The organism is Collinsella sp. AF36-3AT, assembly GCF_003475205.1.
Classification (GTDB): domain Bacteria; phylum Actinomycetota; class Coriobacteriia; order Coriobacteriales; family Coriobacteriaceae; genus Collinsella; species Collinsella aerofaciens_AF.
Window position 1 is genome coordinate 75,605 of sequence record NZ_QROZ01000005.1, and the last position, 15,348, is coordinate 90,952.

Below are 15,348 nucleotides of genomic sequence, written 5' to 3' on the forward strand. Positions count from 1 at the left end.
AATAGGGGCCGGCGGGGCAAAAATGCCCCGCCGGCCCCGCGCGTGAACGCGTGTGCGGGCCGCCACGCGACCCGTCCAGCCCGAAAATGACCCGTCTGCCACGAAATGGGCCCATCTACTACGTTTAAGCCGCTACCCTCAACCATGGCAAGTAATGCGAAATAAAAACCGCAGGTAGAACGCCTGCGATTTTTCATGAAAAGCGGGTATGGTCGGGGATATTGAGTCAAACGTAGTAGATGGGCCGATTTCGTGGCGGGCGCTGTCAGCCGATCTCCGCGGGCGGAAGAAAACGGATCATTTTTGTTCCGCGAGGCCTGGGATGGTATCCGTGCGGGACTATCCGAACAAAACTATGTCGGTTTACTACGATGAATTCGACATTCCCGACCATGACTGCATTTTTCTAAATATTGCAGGCGTTCTACCTGCGGTTTTGCAAGCGCGCAATTTGCCGTGGTCGAAGGCGGGCGATTCATCGTAGTAAACCGGCATAGTTTTGAAATGGTATTAAATCGGTAGCAGCCATTTTGCTATGCCGGGGCGGTTGGCCGTTGGGTAATTACCCTCGCAGGTAGGCGATGGCGATTTGGGTGCGGTTGCGCAGACCCATTTTGGCAAGGATCGAGCTGATGTGGTTGCGCACCGTGCCTTCGCCCATATAGGCGGTGGCGGCGATTTCCTTGTTATCGAGACCGCGGGCGATGAGCTCGGCGACTTCGAACTCGCGGTCGGTTAGGCTGGCGAAGGCCGCGGGCCGGCGGGTCGTGCCGGCATCGACGCCCGTCCCATCAAAGTTGATATCTTCGATCGCCTTACCCTCGAGCACGCGTTTGCCGTCCATGACTTGCGCCAACGCCGGAGGAATGACGGCGACATCGGTTTTAATCAAGTAGCCGCGGGCGCCCAGTTTGAGCGCCGACACAATGTACTCGTCATCCGAGAATGTCGTCAGAAACACCACGCGCGCCGAAGGGTCGCGCTCAAGGATTTCGCCCGCCGCCGAAAGGCCGTCGCGCCCCGGCATCTGAATGTCGAGCAGCGCGATATCGGGCGCGTGCTCGGCGTAGAGTGCCACCGCGTCGTTGCCGTCGGCTCCGGTGCCCACCACTTCGATCTGCGGCTGGGCGCCCAGGATAATCTTGAGCGAATCGACTACCAAGCGGTCGTCGTCGACAACTATGAGCCTCATCGGGCGTCATCTCCTTGCTGTTTGGGGACGGTGGCAAACACGCGCCAGCCGGGGGCGCCGGCGCGCAGGCCGGCGGTGAAGGTTCCGCCAAGCGCCTCGACGCGCTCGCGCATGGAGACGAGCCCCATGCCTTCTGCGACGTTGCTGCTGCTCGCCGGGGTCGCGTCTGCGCCATCATCGGTAACGATGAGCTGGTAAAACGACGGATGCTCCATGCACCGCACGGTAATGGTTTTGGCATGGGCGTGGCGCATGGTGTTGGAGAGCGCCTCGCGCAGGACCGCCGCAAAGCAGTTCGCGACGTTTGCGGGCGCATGTTCGGTCATAACTTCAAGCTCAATCCGCGGACCGCCGTCCGAGCGCGCGCCTTCAACAATGCGTTCGAGCTGCACGGAAAGGTCGACGGCGTTGTCGTTGAGCGCGTGGACGCTGGCGCGCACGAGCTGGAGCGCCTCGTCAACGGTGTATTTGACGTCGGCGAAATCGGCGGCAACGCCGGGCTCGTTGGCATGGACCACGCGCAGGGCTTCGGTTTGAAGCGAAGCGCGCGTGAGCTGGTGGCCCACGTTATCGTGGATCTCGCGCGCGATGCGGGCGCGCTCGGCGAGCGTCGCGAGCTCGACTTCGTAGTCCTGGCGGTCGGCGAGGTCGCGGTTGCGTGCCTCGAGTGCCAGGGCGCGTTCTTGCAGCTTGTCGCGGGTGCGACGCATGCGTTCCTGTTCGCGCTCCAGCTGCGCGGTGCGCAGCGACAGCAACGTGGCGGCGACCGAAAGGATGGCGGTTAGCAACAGCGTTCGGGTGGTGAGCGCGCCGCAGCGAAGGTCCGTGGCAAGTGCGCAGGCAAACACGGAGCCAATTGCCAGCGCGGGCCAGATGCGTTCACGGCGCACGCGTCGCGCGATGTCATAGAGGGCGAGAGGTGCGAACGGCACAAACGGCGGCACGAAGACAGCCGCGATGACGTAGGCGTAGCTGCCGGCCTCGCTGGCGCGACGGGCGCGTTCTCCCTGCGCGACCTCGGCCAGTGCGGCGATGACAACGCCAAGGCAAAACGCCGCGACCAGGCGAGCATCCACAGCAAGGCCCGTGGCGGCTGCGATGCAGCACGCCAGCACGATCGATTTGTCGAATAGCCTGTTCATACGGGTATTGTACGCGATGCCGCGCACGGGGGAGGCGCCGCCCGGGGCAACCGTGACATTCCTCCCGCGCGGCAAAGCGGCGTCGATCGCTCGCGCGAGCGGGGGTTTCGCCTCCGCCCCCTCGTACTCGTGACAAAGCTCACTGGTGCGCGCCGCCCACTCCTGCGATGATGCAATCGTACCGGGCCGCAATCAACAGAAGGGCCGCCTCATGACAGACATAGTCCACGTCGAAAATCTCGTCAAGCGCTACGACGACCTTATTGCGCTCGACCACTTTAACCTGAGTATCGCTCCCGGCGAGATCTTTGGCCTGCTGGGCCCCAACGGCTCGGGCAAGACCACGTCCATCAACTGCATCCTGCAGCTGCTCGCCTACGACAAGGGCACCATCGAGCTATTCGGCGAGCGCATGACGCCCGCCCGCTACGACCTCAAGCGCCGCATCGGTGTGGTGCCGCAGCAGGTGGCGGTGTTCGACGAGCTCACCGTGCGCGAGAACATCGACTATTTCTGCAGTCTCTACGTCAACGACCGCAAGCGCCGCCGCGCGCTGGTGGACGAGGCGATCGACTTTGTCGGCCTGGGCGACTTTACCAAGTTCCGCCCCGGCAAGCTCTCGGGCGGCCTGGCGCGTCGTCTCAACATTGCCTGCGGCATCGCGCACAAGCCCGAGCTCATCTTTTTTGACGAACCCACGGTGGCGGTCGACCCGCAAAGCCGCAACGCCATCCTGGAGGGCATCTGCCGCCTGCGCGACGAGGGCGCCACGGTGGTGTATACCAGCCATTACATGGAGGAAGTCGAGCAGATCTGCAGCCGCATTATGATCATGGACGGCGGCCGCGTGCTGGCGCAGGGCACTAACGACGAGCTCAAGCGCATGATTCAGATGGGCGAGAAGATTGTAATCGAGGTCGGCGAGGTTCCGAGTGCGGCGCTCGGTGCCGTCGCAAGCCTGCCGCACGTTCTGGACCTTTCGGCAACGGCGGGACAGCTCACGTTTTCGTGCGAAGCGAGCCCGCACAACCTGACGGACATTCTCGATGCGCTGCGCTCGCATGACGTGCCACTCGGCCGCATCTATTCCGAACCGCCGACCCTCAACGACGTGTTCCTCGAGATCACCGGCCGCGAGCTGCGCGACTAGGGGGCGGCCATGTTCAACACCATCATCACCACGGTCAAGACGCTGCTGCGCCGGCCGAGCACGTGGGTCTGGGGCGCTCTCTTTCCTATTGCGCTTTCCACGATGTTCATGTTTATGTTTGCGAACCTCAGCTCCGACGGCACGGTCGACCCGGTGCCGGTTGCCGTCGTGGCGGACGAGGCCTGGGATGCCTCGACCTTTAAGGACGTGGCAGCTTCGCTTGCCAAGGCAGGCGACGACCAGCTGCTCGATGTGAGCGAGTACGAAGACTTGGCTGCCGCGCGCAAAGCGCTCAAGGCCGGCGAGGTCGCGGGCATCTATATGGTCGATGCCGCGGGCACGCCCAGGCTCACGCTGCTATCGAGTTACGACAGCTCGCGCGCCTCGTCGGTGCTCACCGACCGCAGCATCCTTGAAACGGTGGCAAGCTCGTATACGCAAAATACCGAGCTCATGGCTCAGATTGCTCAAGATGACCCGGCGGCGCTCGCCGACCCGGAGGCGGTTGCGCGCGCTCTGTCGCTCGAGGGCGGAACCCGCCGCGTGAGCCTGACTCGTGCCACGCCCGATGGCACGGTCATCTACTATTACGCGCTTTTTGGCCTGGTCGCGATGATGTCTGCCGAGTTTGCCGCCTTGAGCGTCGTCGATTTGCAGCCTAATCTGTCGGGCCTTGGCGCGCGCCGCTGCGTGGGCGGTCTTTCCAAGACGGCGTCGCTGGCCGGCATTTTTGTCGGCTCGTGGCTGGTTTCCTTTGCATCGATGGCGGTTGCGATCGGCTACGTGCGCCTGGTCGTGGGCGTCGACTTTGGCGGGCGCGAGGGGTTGTGCCTGCTGGGCGGGGCTGCATCCGCGCTTGCCGCCACGGGCCTGGGGCTTTTTGTGGGCACGCTTCCCGTTAAGGGCGGCAAGGCATCCAAGTCGGGCATCCTCACGGGCTTTGCCACCACGTGCGCCCTGTTCGCCGGCCTCTACGGCGAGCCGGCGATGGCGCTTGCCGACGACGTCGCCCGCGCTTGTCCGGTCGAGTGCTGGCTCAACCCCGTCAAGCTCATCTGCGACATGTTCAATCGCCTGTATTTCTTTGAGGACCTGGGGCCCTTCGCTGTTCGCGCCGGCGCGCTCGTCCTGATGGCCCTGGTGTTTGTCGCCGCCGCTACGCTGATCTTTGGAAGGAGCCGCTATGAGCACCTTTAAGACCGCGCTTCGCATGGCGCTGGCGCACCCGTTCTACCTGCTCATCTATACGGTGTTCATCTCGCTCATGGGCGTATTCATCGCGGCTTCGGTGAGCTGGAACTCGTCGCAGCTTACCGAGTACAAGCCCTACGACACCAACGTGATCGTGGTCGACCGCGACAATAGCGACCTTTCGCGGGCGCTTACCAAGCACCTGGGCTCACGCTTTGACCTGGTCACGGGCGTCGGCGACGACACATACGACCTTGCCGACGCGCTCTCCAAGAGCAACAGCGCCAAGGGCAGTGCCGATTGCGTGTTCTTTATCCCGGAGGGGTTTGAGGACGATCTTGTTGCAGCCGCCCGTGCGGGGGAGGCCCTGCCCAAGCTCGACGTGACCTATGGTTCCGGCACCATGGCGGCGGCGCTTTCGTCCGCCGAGGCCTCGCGCTGGATCTCGCTCGCGGGCGCTGCGGCGGCGCTTGAACCCGCTGCCTCCAACGGTGACGTCGCAAGGGCCGCCGAGCACGCGGCCGCAAAGCGCGCGGAGGTCCAGATCGAGCAGGTCAAGGTCGACTCGACTGCTGCTACCACGCTCGAGTCGTACTTCAACTTTGGCGCGTACGCGATCATCTCGTCGGTCATCGTGTCGGTGGGACTGGTGTTCTCGGGCATGAACGAGCCCGAGCGCGTGCGCCGCATGGATGCCAGCCCGGTCTCTGGGCGCCAGCGTTCGCTCGCTGTGTTCGCGGCCGCCGCCGTGCTCACCGTCTGCATCTGGCTCGTGTCGAGCATGATGGGCGTCGTGGGCTTTGCCAGCGCGGTTGCCGAGGTCGGCGTGGGTCGCGTGTGCCTGGCGCTGGCGGCAACGTTTGCCCTAGCGTGCACGCCACTGGCCGTTGGCTTTGCCCTGTCGAGCCTGGGCGCGCGCGAGGAGCTGCTCAACGGTGTGGGCAACCTGCTCGGCATGCTCATGACGTTTTTGGGCGGCGCCTGGATGCCGCTGTCGCTCATGGGCTCGGCCGTGCAGACGGTGGCGCACTTTGTGCCGACGTATTGGGTGAACGACGCGATCGGCAAGGCGCTCGCCGCGGACCTGACGTCCACCGTGCTGGGCGACATCGCCTGCGATCTGGGCGTCACGGTGCTCTTCGCCGCCGCCATCGCCGCCGTAGGCCTGGCCCTCACCCGCGCCAAATCCCACGCCTAGCTACCTGGTCATCGGGGACGTTCTTAAACGGCTAGTCATCGGAGACAGTCTTTGTCGATTCGCCGGCCCGCCGGTCGTGCCGGCAAGGACTGTCCCAATATGTCGGCACTTGGGGACGTTCCTTTCCTGCCGGCACTTGGGGACAGTCCCGGCATTCATTGGGCACTCATTGGGGACAGACTTAAATGAGCGATTTCACTCATTTAAGTCTGTCCCCAATGAGTAGGTTGGAAAATAGTTCGCGCACGTCGCTTAAAAATAGTTCGCCCAGGTTTACTATTACCCTAGAAAAGTAGCAGAAGGCTAACAACGGGGGATAGCATGGCGACAAAGCATGCCTACGTCCAGGTCAACGGGCTCAAGAAACACTACGGCGATGGAGATGCACGCCTGACGGTGCTCGACGGTATCGACACGTCCATCAACCGCGGAGAGATCTGCGTCATGCTGGGGCCCTCGGGCTCGGGCAAGTCGACCTTTCTCAACCTGATCGGCGGCCTGGAGGATGCCGACGGCGGCTCCATCATGGTGGACGGCTGCGATCTCACGGCGCTCAAGCCCGCCGATCTGGGCGAGTATCGCCGCCGTGAGCTGGGCTTTGTCTTCCAGTTCTACAACCTGGTGCCCGACCTTACCATCAAGGAAAACATTGAGGTCACGGCGCACCTGTCCAAAAAACCGCTCGACGTCGACGATCTGCTGCGTTCGCTGGGCCTCTACGAGCACCGCAACAAGTTTCCGCGCCAGGTCTCAGGCGGCCAGCAGCAGCGCTGCGCCATCGGCCGTGCGCTCGTCAAAAATCCGGGCCTGCTGCTGTGCGATGAGCCCACGGGCGCGCTCGACTACAAGACATCCAAGGAAATCTTGCGGCTCATGGAGAATGTCAACCGCACCTACGGCTGCACCATCATCATTGTCACCCACAATGCGGCCATCGCGCGCATGGCCAATCGCGTGCTGCGCCTGCGCGACGGGCGCATCGTCGAGGATGAGCTCAACGAGTCACCCGTCGCGGCCGCCGAGCTCGATTGGTAGGCGGCGCCATGACACCTCTCGCAAAACGTCTCCCGCGCGAGCTGCGCCGCAATATCGGCAAGTACCTGGGCATCTTTTTGCTTATGTGCGGAAGCATCGCCCTCACGTCGGGCTTTTTGCTCGCGGCGCATTCCATCGGCTGCCTCATTGACGACATGCGCGATGCATACACGATCGAGGACGGCCGCGTGACTACCTCCTTCGAGGCCACCAAAGATCAGCTCAAGGCTGCCGAAGACGCGGCTGAGGACGTCGGCGGCGTTACGTTTTACAAGAACTTCTCTATCGACGCCATCATCAAAAAGGCGGCTGGCGACGACGGCACCAAGCGCACCCTGCGCACCTACGCGCATCGCACCAAGGTCGACATTGCGTCCTACTGCGAAGGCAAGCAGCCAAAGGCGGACAACGAGGTGGCTATCGACCGCGTCTTCGCCACCAATAACGACCTCGCCATCGGCGATAGGGTCGAGCTCGAGGGGCGCACCTACACCATCTGCGGCATCATGACGCAGCCCGATAGCCAGGCGTTGTTCCTCGACAATTCGGACTTTACGGTGAACACCATCACGTATGGTGTCGCCGAGGTCACCGACGCCGGTTTTGCCGCGCTCGAGGATGCCGGCGGCGCGCCCGCCTATACGTACTCCTTTACCTTTAACGACCGTGACCTCCCCACCGCGGATCGCATTGATGCGGAGCAGGATATGGTCGAGGCACTGACCGATGCCGATGCGCGCGTGGACGACCTGATCGATGCCGATTCCAATCAGGGCATTGGCTATGCGCGCGACGACGTGGACGGCGACTCCATGATGTGGATGACGTTGCTCGACATCATCATCGTGATCATGGCGTTTGTCTTTGTGGTGCTCACCGACGCCACCATCGAGGAGGAGAGCGCCATTATCGGCACGCTGCTCGCCAGCGGCTATCGCCGTCGCGAAATCGTGCTGCACTACCTAGCGCTTCCCGCCATCGTAGGCGTGGCCGCGGCGCTACTGGGCACCGCTCTCGGCGTTGCGTTCTTTACCGAGCCCATGCGCGGCCTCTATTACGGTTCGTACAGCCTGCCTCCCTTCCAGGTGTATTGGAGCTGGGAGATCTTCGTGAAGTGTGCCGTGGTCCCCGCCGCTGCGCTCATCCTCATCACGCTGGTGGGCCTGCTTCGCAAGATGGGCAAGACGCCGTTGCAGTTCCTTCGTCACGAGGCGAGCGGCAAATCGGGCACCAAGCGCGGCCTGCAGCTGCCGGAGTGCATGGGCTTTGTCTCGCGCTTCCGCCTGCGCGTCTTCCTGCGCAACCTGGGCAACTTCGCCACGCTCTTCGTGGGCATTGCATTCGCCTCGCTGCTGCTGCTCTTTGGCCTGGCGATTTTGCCCACGATGACGCACTACGCCGACAACCTCGAGACGAGCCTGGTCGCCGAGCATCAGTACACACTCAAGGCGCCGCTGGAGCTCGAGGGCACTACCGAGGAGCGCGAGCAGTGGTCGGCACTCGAGCGCTTGCAGTCGGTTGACGGCGCGCTGCTTTCTGCCGCCCAGGATGCCGATGACGAGCTTGACGGCGCGGCCGATGCGGCGCAGACGGCAGCCGATGCCGCGACCGCATCTCCGTCTGCCGAGAGCCTGACCGCAGCGCAGGATGCGCTTGCCAAGGTCCAGGACAAGAAGGATGCGCTCTACGCGCGCCTTGACGATCTTGCCGATGCCCTCGGCTGCAACCGCGATGAGGCCATCGATCTGATCGACAAGGCCTCTAAGATCGACACTGACAACGACGATATCCACCCGGTCAATACGACCGACAACGGCGCGGGCGCAATCGCGCAGGCCGAGAAATATGCCGTTTACCAGCTGCAGTACGACCGTGGCGACGGTAATGGCGAGGAGACGATTTCTGTCTACGGCATCTCGTCCGATTCGCGCTACTGGAAGGGCCTCAACATCGGCGATGGCCGCGTCGTCTTTGGCGGCGGTCTGCTCGATAAGTTTGGCTGGAGCGAGGGCCAGAAGGTCACGCTCAGCGACAAGTACGAGGGTGAGCATTATTCCTTTGAGTACGCGGGCAAGGACTGTGCCTGGGGCTCCAAGTCGGACATGAACATCTATATGAGTATCGACGACTTTAACGAGCTGTTCGACAACGACGCCGCCTACTTTAACGGCTATGTGAGCGACGAGAAGCTCGACCTCGACGCGCGCTACTTTGCCGGCGACACCACGCCCGACGACATGCGCGCCGTGGGTGACCAGTTCATCGGCATGATGAGCAAAATGATCGGCATGATGGTCGGGCTCGCGGTGTTTATCTTCCTGCTGTTTATGTACCTGCTGACCAAAGCGGTGATCGACCACAGCGCCCGTTCGATCAGCTACATGAAAGTCTTTGGCTATCGCGATAGTGAGATCTCGCATCTGTACATCCGCTCGATCACGCTGTGCGTGGCGGCGTCGCTCGTGCTGAGCCTGCCGGTCATTATTGGCTCGCTCACGGCCATCTTCCGCTCGATGCTGCTCGCCTACAACGGCAATATCGAGATCTACGTGCCCGCTTGGTCCATGGCTGCATGCGTCGGCATTGGCTTTGCGACCTACCTGGTCGTGGCGCTGCTGCACACGCGCTCTATCAAGCGCGTCAGCCTAGCCGAGGCCCTCAAGGTGCAAGAGTAGTCATCGGGGACGTTCTTAAATGACTGGTCATCGGGGACAGTCTTTGACGATTCGCCGGCTCGCTGGCCGGGCTGGCAAGGACTGTCCCTGGCGGTACTCATTTAAGTCTGTCCCCAATGAGTGCCTAACGACTCGGCGTTGCGCTTGACTTCGACCCTACTTTAACGGGTACCATCCTCTATGTCTGTAACGCCATATAGACCGAGGGGATAGATCTATGACCGCAACTGCACCCGCAGCACCCGCTAAGGTGTACTTCATCAACCTGCGCACGCATGCTCGCGAGAGCCAGCTCGACAAGCTCAAGCGTCTCATCCGTCGCGCCGGTATTGAGCAGATTGACTTCGAGAACAAGTTCGTCGCTATCAAGATTCACTTTGGCGAGCTGGGCAATCTGAGCTTTTTGCGCCCCAACTACGCCCGCGCCGTCGCGGATGTCGTCAAGGAGCTGGGCGGCAAGCCCTTCCTCACCGACTGCAACACGCTTTATGTCGGCAGCCGCAAAAACGCGCTCGAGCACATCGACACCGCCTACCAGAACGGCTTTACCCCGTATGCCACGGGTTGCCAGATCATCATCGCCGACGGCCTCAAGGGTACCGACGAGGCACTCGTCCCGGTCGAGGGTGGTGAGTATGTGCGCGAGGCAAAGATCGGCCAGGCACTCATGGATGCCGACATCGTGATCAGCCTTACGCACTTTAAGGGTCATGAGCAGGCGGGCTTTGGCGGCGCCATGAAGAACCTGGGTATGGGTGGCGGCAGCCGTGCCGGCAAGATGGAGCAGCATGCCGCCGGCAAGCCGAGCGTCGATACCACCAACTGCGTAGGTTGCCGTGCCTGCGAGAAGATTTGCGCGCACGGCGCCATCACGTTTGACGGTACGCATGAGCGCGAGCTTGCCAACGGCAGCACCCGCACGGTTCACGTGGCTGCCATCGACCACGATCGCTGCGTGGGCTGCGGCCGCTGTATCGGCGTGTGCAACCAGGACGCCATCAAGCCCGGCTATGACGCCGCGGCCGACGTGCTCAACTGTAAGATCGCCGAGTACACCAAGGCCGTTGTCGACGGCCGCCCGAGCTTCCATATCTCGCTTGCCATGGATATCAGCCCCAATTGCGATTGCCATGCCGAGAACGACACGCCCATCGTCAACGACATCGGCATGTTTGCGAGCTTCGACCCGGTCGCCATCGACCAGGCCTGCGCCGACGCCGTCCTGGCGTCCGAGCCGCTGCCTAACACCGAGCTTACCGACAGCGCGGCCAAGATGGAGCATAATCACGAGCATCTGGAGGGCGAGCAGGCCAAGGATCCCTTCTGCATCACGCATCCCGACACCGACTGGCGCGCGTGCATCGCGCATGCCGAGAAGATCGGCCTGGGCACGAGCAAGTACGAGCTCATCGAGGTCAAATAGCGCCTAGCTATTGGACATATCAAGCGCTTTTGTAGCGCAACGTTAGTAAAAACCGCCCGTGAGCACAGCGCCCACGGGCGGCTTTTTGGAAGTGCTAGGGGCCAGATAGACCAGTAAACCGTACTATTTGCTTAAAAATTCTTGTCGAGGAAGTCGTCGACCGTGTTCCAGTAGAGCTCGGGGTCAACTTGCGCGCTCTTGGCGTGGGTGGCGCCGTGGATAGTGAGCTTCTGTTTAACCTTGCTGGCACACGCGTCGTAGTTTTGGTCGAGCATGTCGTACGGCACAAAGGTGTCCTGGTCGCCGTGGATAAACAGCATGGGAACCGTCGCGTGTTCGAGTTGGTCCACACTGCTCGCCTTATGAAAGTCGTAGCCTGCGCGCACGTTGCACACTAAGTTTGCTACATCGAGCAAGGGAAAGCTGGGCAGGCCGAACACGTCCTTGAGCTGCAGGGAAAACTCGTCCCAAACGCTTGTATAGCCGCAGTCCTCGATAATGCATTTCACATTTGCGGGCAGAGATTCCCCCGCTACGTTCATGGCAGTCGCCGCGCCCATCGACTCGCCAAAGACCAGGATGCGCGCCTTGGGATCGGCCGCAACGATCCGCCCGATCCACGCGACGACATCGAGTCGCTCGGGCCAGCCCATGCCAATGTAGTCACCGCCGGAGCGCTCGTGGGCGCGGGCGGCAGGTGCGAGCACGTTCATGCCGCGGTCGTGGAATCGCTTGACGTATCGGGCCATACCGATGGGCTCGTTGGTATATCCATGCAGGCAGACGGCGTAATCGTGGGTGTTCTCCGAGGCGGCAAAATACCAAGCGGAGAGCTCGGTTCCGTCATCTGCGGTGAGGCTGCTGCTCTCGCGATTCTTTTTAAACCATGCCCGTGCCTCGGTGTCCTCGGCATCCGGCTGCTCACTTTCTTTGTCGTCCTTGCCGTCCTGCATCATCTTCATGGTGTATGGCGCGCGGGGATTCAGCGCGAAGTCAAACAGAAAGTTGCCGGCAAATCCGAGCAGCACAATGACAACCACCAGTGCAACGATGCCTGCTATCTTGAGCTTTCGATGGGGGTGTGCGTTTTGAGCCATGCGGTATTCTCCTATAAGATGTTAATACATCAACATTTAATGCAAGCGCATTATGGATGTTCGCCGTTGATGCGTCAACAAGCAAAGAATGGGTAAACAAAGGGTCACGTAAGGTGCAAATTTCGCACGTACCCAGACGCTTTGATATAGTGTTGAGAACTCTTTACATTGGAGGATGTAACCGGCATGTCCGATTCGAGCGACAGTTCTAAGCCGCGACCCAAGACCGCGGCCGTTCCACACTACACGGTGGGTGAGGAGATCATGAACTCCGTCACCCATGGTGTCGGCTGCCTGCTGGGTATCGCGGGCCTGGTGCTCCTGATCGTATTCGCCGCCCTGCGCGGCGGAGGCTCGGCCCACATGGCCGCGGCAATTGTCTATGGCGTCAGCATTATTCTCGAATACCTAGCCTCCACGCTCTACCACGCGATTCAGCCCGCGCGCGCCAAGCGCGTGTTTCGCATCATCGACCACAGCTGCATCTACCTGCTCATTGCCGGCAGCTATACCCCGTTTTGCCTCATCACGCTCGCAAACGACGGCGGCCCTGCGCTGTTCTTTGCCGTATGGGCCATCGCCATTATCGGCATCGCCCTCGAGTGCTTTATGCGCGAACGTCAACCGCACTGGGTAAGTGGCCTGGTCTACTTGCTGATGGGCTGGCTCGTTGTCTTTAAGCTGCCCGTACTTGTGGCACTGCTCAACCCCGTGGCACTTGCCCTGCTCGCCGTCGGCGGCGTGTGCTACACCGCAGGCGTGCCGTTCTATATCGCCAAAAACGTGCGCTATCTGCACAGTATTTTCCACTTGTGGGTGCTCGCCGGCAGCATCTTCCAGTTCATGGCGGTGATTCTCTTCGTAATCTAGCGACCGCGCCCATGCCCTCGCTCCCACGGGCGACCGGCGCAATTGCCCTATCCGTCACCTACGCTTACTACCCAACGTCCCGAATCTTGGAGGTTCGAGAAACTCCCGATGGACATAACCATCTCCCTTATTACCACGCTTGTCCTGACGCTTATCAACGGCTACTTCTCCATGTCCGAGATGGCTCTCACCACGGCCAAGCGCGCCGTGTTGGAGCACGATGCCGAGGAGGGCGACAAGCGCGCCGAGCGCGCCGTCCAGCTCGCCGCCGACTCCGATCAGCTGTTGGCTACCATCCAGGTCGCCATCACGCTCGTGGGCTTCGCCTCGTCCGCCGTTGCCTCGACGAGCCTGTCCGACCCGCTCGCCACGTGGCTCATGAGCTTTGGCATCGCGCCGCTCTCCGCCATCGCGCGCGGCCTGGCGCCGGTCATCATCACCGTCGCGGTCGCCTTCGTGTCCATCGTGATCGGCGAGCTCGTCCCCAAGCGCATCGGCCTGGCCAATGCCGAGGGCGTATCCAAGCAGGTCGTGGGACCGCTTTCCGTGTTCCAAAAGATCGCCCGTCCGCTCGTGTGGCTGACTGGCGCTTGCTCCGATGGCCTGGCCCGCATTCTGCGCATCAAGAGTGCCGACGACCGTCAGAACGTCTCGGAAGAAGAGATCAAGTACATGGTCTCGGAGCAGGACGACCTGCTCGACGAGGAAAAGCGTATGATCCACGAGATCTTCGACCTGGGCGACACCGTTGCCCGCGAGGTCATGGTGCCGCGCGTGGACACCACCATGTGCGAGGACGACGAGACGGTCGCCGACGTGTTGTCCACCATGCGCCAGACCGGCTTCAGCCGCATCCCCGTCTATCACGAGGACCCCGACAACGTCGCGGGCATCGCGCACATCAAGGACCTGATCCAGCCCGCGCTCGACGGCAAGGGCGACCAGCCCATCGCCGATTACCTGCGCGACGCCACCTTTGTGCCCGACACCAAGGACATCCTGCCGCTGCTGTCCGAGATGCAGACCTCGCACGACCAGATCGTGGTGGTCGTGGACGAGTACGGCGGCACGGCCGGCATCATCACCATCGAGGATATCGTCGAGGAGATCGTCGGCGAGATCGAGGACGAGTTCGACCCCGACAACAAGTACCTCACGCGCCTTTCGCGCCGCGAGTGGCTCGTCGATGGGCGTTTTTCGTGCGATGACGCGATTGAGCTTGGTTGGCCGCTCGAGGAAAGCGATGATTATGAGACCATCGCCGGCTGGATTTTGGAGCTTTGTGACTCGGTGCCCGACATCGGAGAGGTGTTTGAGGTCGCGGGGTACAAGTTTAAAGTGCAGTCGATGCGTGGCCAGCGCATCTCGCTCATTCGCGTGATCGCTCCGGCCGAAACCGATAAGAAGGATTCCGAGTCTTCGGTAAACGAGCCGACGACGTCGGGTGCGGGTTCCGCGAATCCGCACGACGGCGACGAGTAGGGCAAGGAAGAGTAGGGGAGAGTTATGGCAGGCCTGTTCAACATCCTTAAGGTCACCGTCAGCGAGGACAAGATCTGCGCGCATGTGCTGGTGAACCCCGGCATGCCGCTCATGACCTCGGAGGACATCGAGGCCACGGCGCGCGTGTACTACCTGGTACCGGCGATTGCCAAGCACCTGTGCCTGGGTGATTCCGGCCGCGAGTTCCAGGACTGCATGGGTCAGACCGAGCTCTGCCACCTGCTGGAGCACGTGACGGTCGAGCTCATGAACGAGACCGGTCTTGCCGGTAGCATCTCGTGCGGCCGCACGCGCGTAAGCGAGCATGACGAGCGTGTCTTTGAGGTCGAGCTTTCGTGCCCCGACGACGCACTGGCCATCGGTGCGCTGTCGTCGGCCACCTTTATGATGGACTGGGCGTACCTGCACGCCGACCAGCCTGCCCCCGACGTGGAAGGCACGGTCGCGGGCCTGCGCAACCTGGTGCTGGGCATGCGCGCCGAGGCCGAGGGCAAGGATCCTCACGAGGCCGTCGCCGCTGCGAACGGCGAAGATGCTGCCGAGGACGAGGGCGCTGACGAGGGCGATGTGCCGGTCGACGCCGAGCCCGTTGCCGATGCGACCGCCGAGCCCGTTCCCACCGAGCCCCAGGGCGTCCCCAACTTTGACGACGAGCCCCAGGTGGCGATTGATACCGAGGGCGCGGTTGCCGAGAGCCACGAGGCCTCCGCTGCCGTCTTTGGCGGTGCGGCGACGGTTCCGGCAGGACCTGCGCATGAGGGCGGCCTGCCGCTCGTGGACGGCGCCGGCGAGGACCCGGGTGCCACGGTGGCCATGCCGGCTATGCCTCAGGAGTAGGCCTACGCGTTTATCACCATCACGTACCTGCACCT

12 protein-coding genes are annotated in these 15,348 nt (G+C 62.1%); 9 read left to right on the forward strand and 3 right to left on the reverse strand.

The genetic code is table 11. The features are described from left to right. Nucleotides 1-562: 562 nt before the first annotated feature. A complete protein-coding gene (locus DW003_RS06005) occupies nt 563-1,192 on the reverse strand; it encodes a response regulator transcription factor (protein WP_117756969.1) in 630 nt (209 codons plus the stop codon). After that, nucleotides 1,189-2,334, reverse strand: a complete 1,146-nt coding sequence (locus tag DW003_RS06010) for a sensor histidine kinase (RefSeq protein WP_147352185.1) — start codon at nt 2,332-2,334, stop codon at nt 1,189-1,191. Before DW003_RS06010 ends, DW003_RS06005 begins: the two co-directional genes overlap by 4 nt. A gap of 211 nt (nt 2,335-2,545) precedes the next feature. On the opposite strand from DW003_RS06010, the gene DW003_RS06015 reads away from it, so the two are divergent. From DW003_RS06015 to DW003_RS06040, 6 genes are all read left to right on the forward strand, one after another. Beyond that, nucleotides 2,546-3,484: an ABC transporter ATP-binding protein gene (locus tag DW003_RS06015; protein WP_055251488.1), complete on the forward strand. Its 939-nt coding sequence runs from the start codon at nt 2,546-2,548 to the stop codon at nt 3,482-3,484. Between the two features lie 9 nt (nt 3,485-3,493). Further along, nucleotides 3,494-4,681: an ABC transporter permease gene (locus DW003_RS06020; protein WP_118388080.1), complete on the forward strand. Its 1,188-nt coding sequence runs from the start codon at nt 3,494-3,496 to the stop codon at nt 4,679-4,681. Next, nucleotides 4,668-5,873, forward strand: coding sequence for an ABC transporter permease (locus DW003_RS06025; protein ID WP_118388082.1), 1,206 nt, complete (start codon nt 4,668-4,670; stop codon nt 5,871-5,873). Before DW003_RS06020 ends, DW003_RS06025 begins: the two co-directional genes overlap by 14 nt. A gap of 321 nt (nt 5,874-6,194) precedes the next feature. Beyond that, a complete protein-coding gene (locus tag DW003_RS06030; protein WP_118388084.1) occupies nt 6,195-6,908 on the forward strand; it encodes an ABC transporter ATP-binding protein in 714 nt (237 codons plus the stop codon). 8 nt (nt 6,909-6,916) lie between these two features. Next, the gene (locus DW003_RS06035; RefSeq protein WP_118388086.1) at nt 6,917-9,583 is read left to right on the forward strand and encodes an ABC transporter permease; all 2,667 of its coding nucleotides are present in this window, start codon (nt 6,917-6,919) and stop codon (nt 9,581-9,583) included. Nucleotides 9,584-9,800: 217 nt separating this feature from the next. After that, nucleotides 9,801-11,006, forward strand: a complete 1,206-nt coding sequence (locus tag DW003_RS06040; RefSeq protein ID WP_118388088.1) for a DUF362 domain-containing protein — start codon at nt 9,801-9,803, stop codon at nt 11,004-11,006. 131 nt (nt 11,007-11,137) lie between these two features. On the opposite strand, the gene DW003_RS06045 is transcribed toward DW003_RS06040, so the two are convergent. Further along, a complete protein-coding gene (locus tag DW003_RS06045) occupies nt 11,138-12,103 on the reverse strand; it encodes an alpha/beta hydrolase (RefSeq protein ID WP_117634579.1) in 966 nt (321 codons plus the stop codon). 186 nt (nt 12,104-12,289) lie between these two features. Between DW003_RS06045 and DW003_RS06050 the strand changes: the two genes are divergently transcribed. From DW003_RS06050 to DW003_RS10065, 3 genes are all read left to right on the forward strand, one after another. Further along, nucleotides 12,290-12,973 (forward strand): hemolysin III family protein, encoded by a 684-nt coding sequence (locus DW003_RS06050; protein ID WP_187361909.1) that lies wholly within the window; start codon nt 12,290-12,292, stop codon nt 12,971-12,973. Nucleotides 12,974-13,081: 108 nt separating this feature from the next. After that, a complete protein-coding gene (locus tag DW003_RS06055; RefSeq protein ID WP_117634577.1) occupies nt 13,082-14,455 on the forward strand; it encodes a hemolysin family protein in 1,374 nt (457 codons plus the stop codon). A gap of 24 nt (nt 14,456-14,479) precedes the next feature. Next, a complete protein-coding gene (locus DW003_RS10065; protein ID WP_222847415.1) occupies nt 14,480-15,313 on the forward strand; it encodes a hypothetical protein in 834 nt (277 codons plus the stop codon). The last annotated feature ends 35 nt before the right edge of the window (nt 15,314-15,348 follow it).

Excerpts from the sequence above, each read along its gene's own strand:
- DW003_RS06010 (WP_147352185.1), bottom strand. The coding sequence starts at position 2,334 with ATGAACAGGCTATTCGACAAATCGATCGTGCTGGCGTGCTGCATCGCA.
- DW003_RS06035 (WP_118388086.1), top strand. The coding sequence starts at position 6,917 with ATGACACCTCTCGCAAAACGTCTCCCGCGCGAGCTGCGCCGCAATATC.
- DW003_RS06045 (WP_117634579.1), bottom strand. The coding sequence starts at position 12,103 with ATGGCTCAAAACGCACACCCCCATCGAAAGCTCAAGATAGCAGGCATC.
- DW003_RS06040 (WP_118388088.1), top strand. The coding sequence starts at position 9,801 with ATGACCGCAACTGCACCCGCAGCACCCGCTAAGGTGTACTTCATCAAC.
- DW003_RS06055 (WP_117634577.1), top strand. The coding sequence starts at position 13,082 with ATGGACATAACCATCTCCCTTATTACCACGCTTGTCCTGACGCTTATC.
- DW003_RS06005 (WP_117756969.1), bottom strand. The coding sequence starts at position 1,192 with ATGAGGCTCATAGTTGTCGACGACGACCGCTTGGTAGTCGATTCGCTC.
- DW003_RS06025 (WP_118388082.1), top strand. The coding sequence starts at position 4,668 with ATGAGCACCTTTAAGACCGCGCTTCGCATGGCGCTGGCGCACCCGTTC.
- DW003_RS10065 (WP_222847415.1), top strand. The coding sequence starts at position 14,480 with ATGGCAGGCCTGTTCAACATCCTTAAGGTCACCGTCAGCGAGGACAAG.
- DW003_RS06015 (WP_055251488.1), top strand. The coding sequence starts at position 2,546 with ATGACAGACATAGTCCACGTCGAAAATCTCGTCAAGCGCTACGACGAC.
- DW003_RS06050 (WP_187361909.1), top strand. The coding sequence starts at position 12,290 with ATGTCCGATTCGAGCGACAGTTCTAAGCCGCGACCCAAGACCGCGGCC.
- DW003_RS06030 (WP_118388084.1), top strand. The coding sequence starts at position 6,195 with ATGGCGACAAAGCATGCCTACGTCCAGGTCAACGGGCTCAAGAAACAC.
- DW003_RS06020 (WP_118388080.1), top strand. The coding sequence starts at position 3,494 with ATGTTCAACACCATCATCACCACGGTCAAGACGCTGCTGCGCCGGCCG.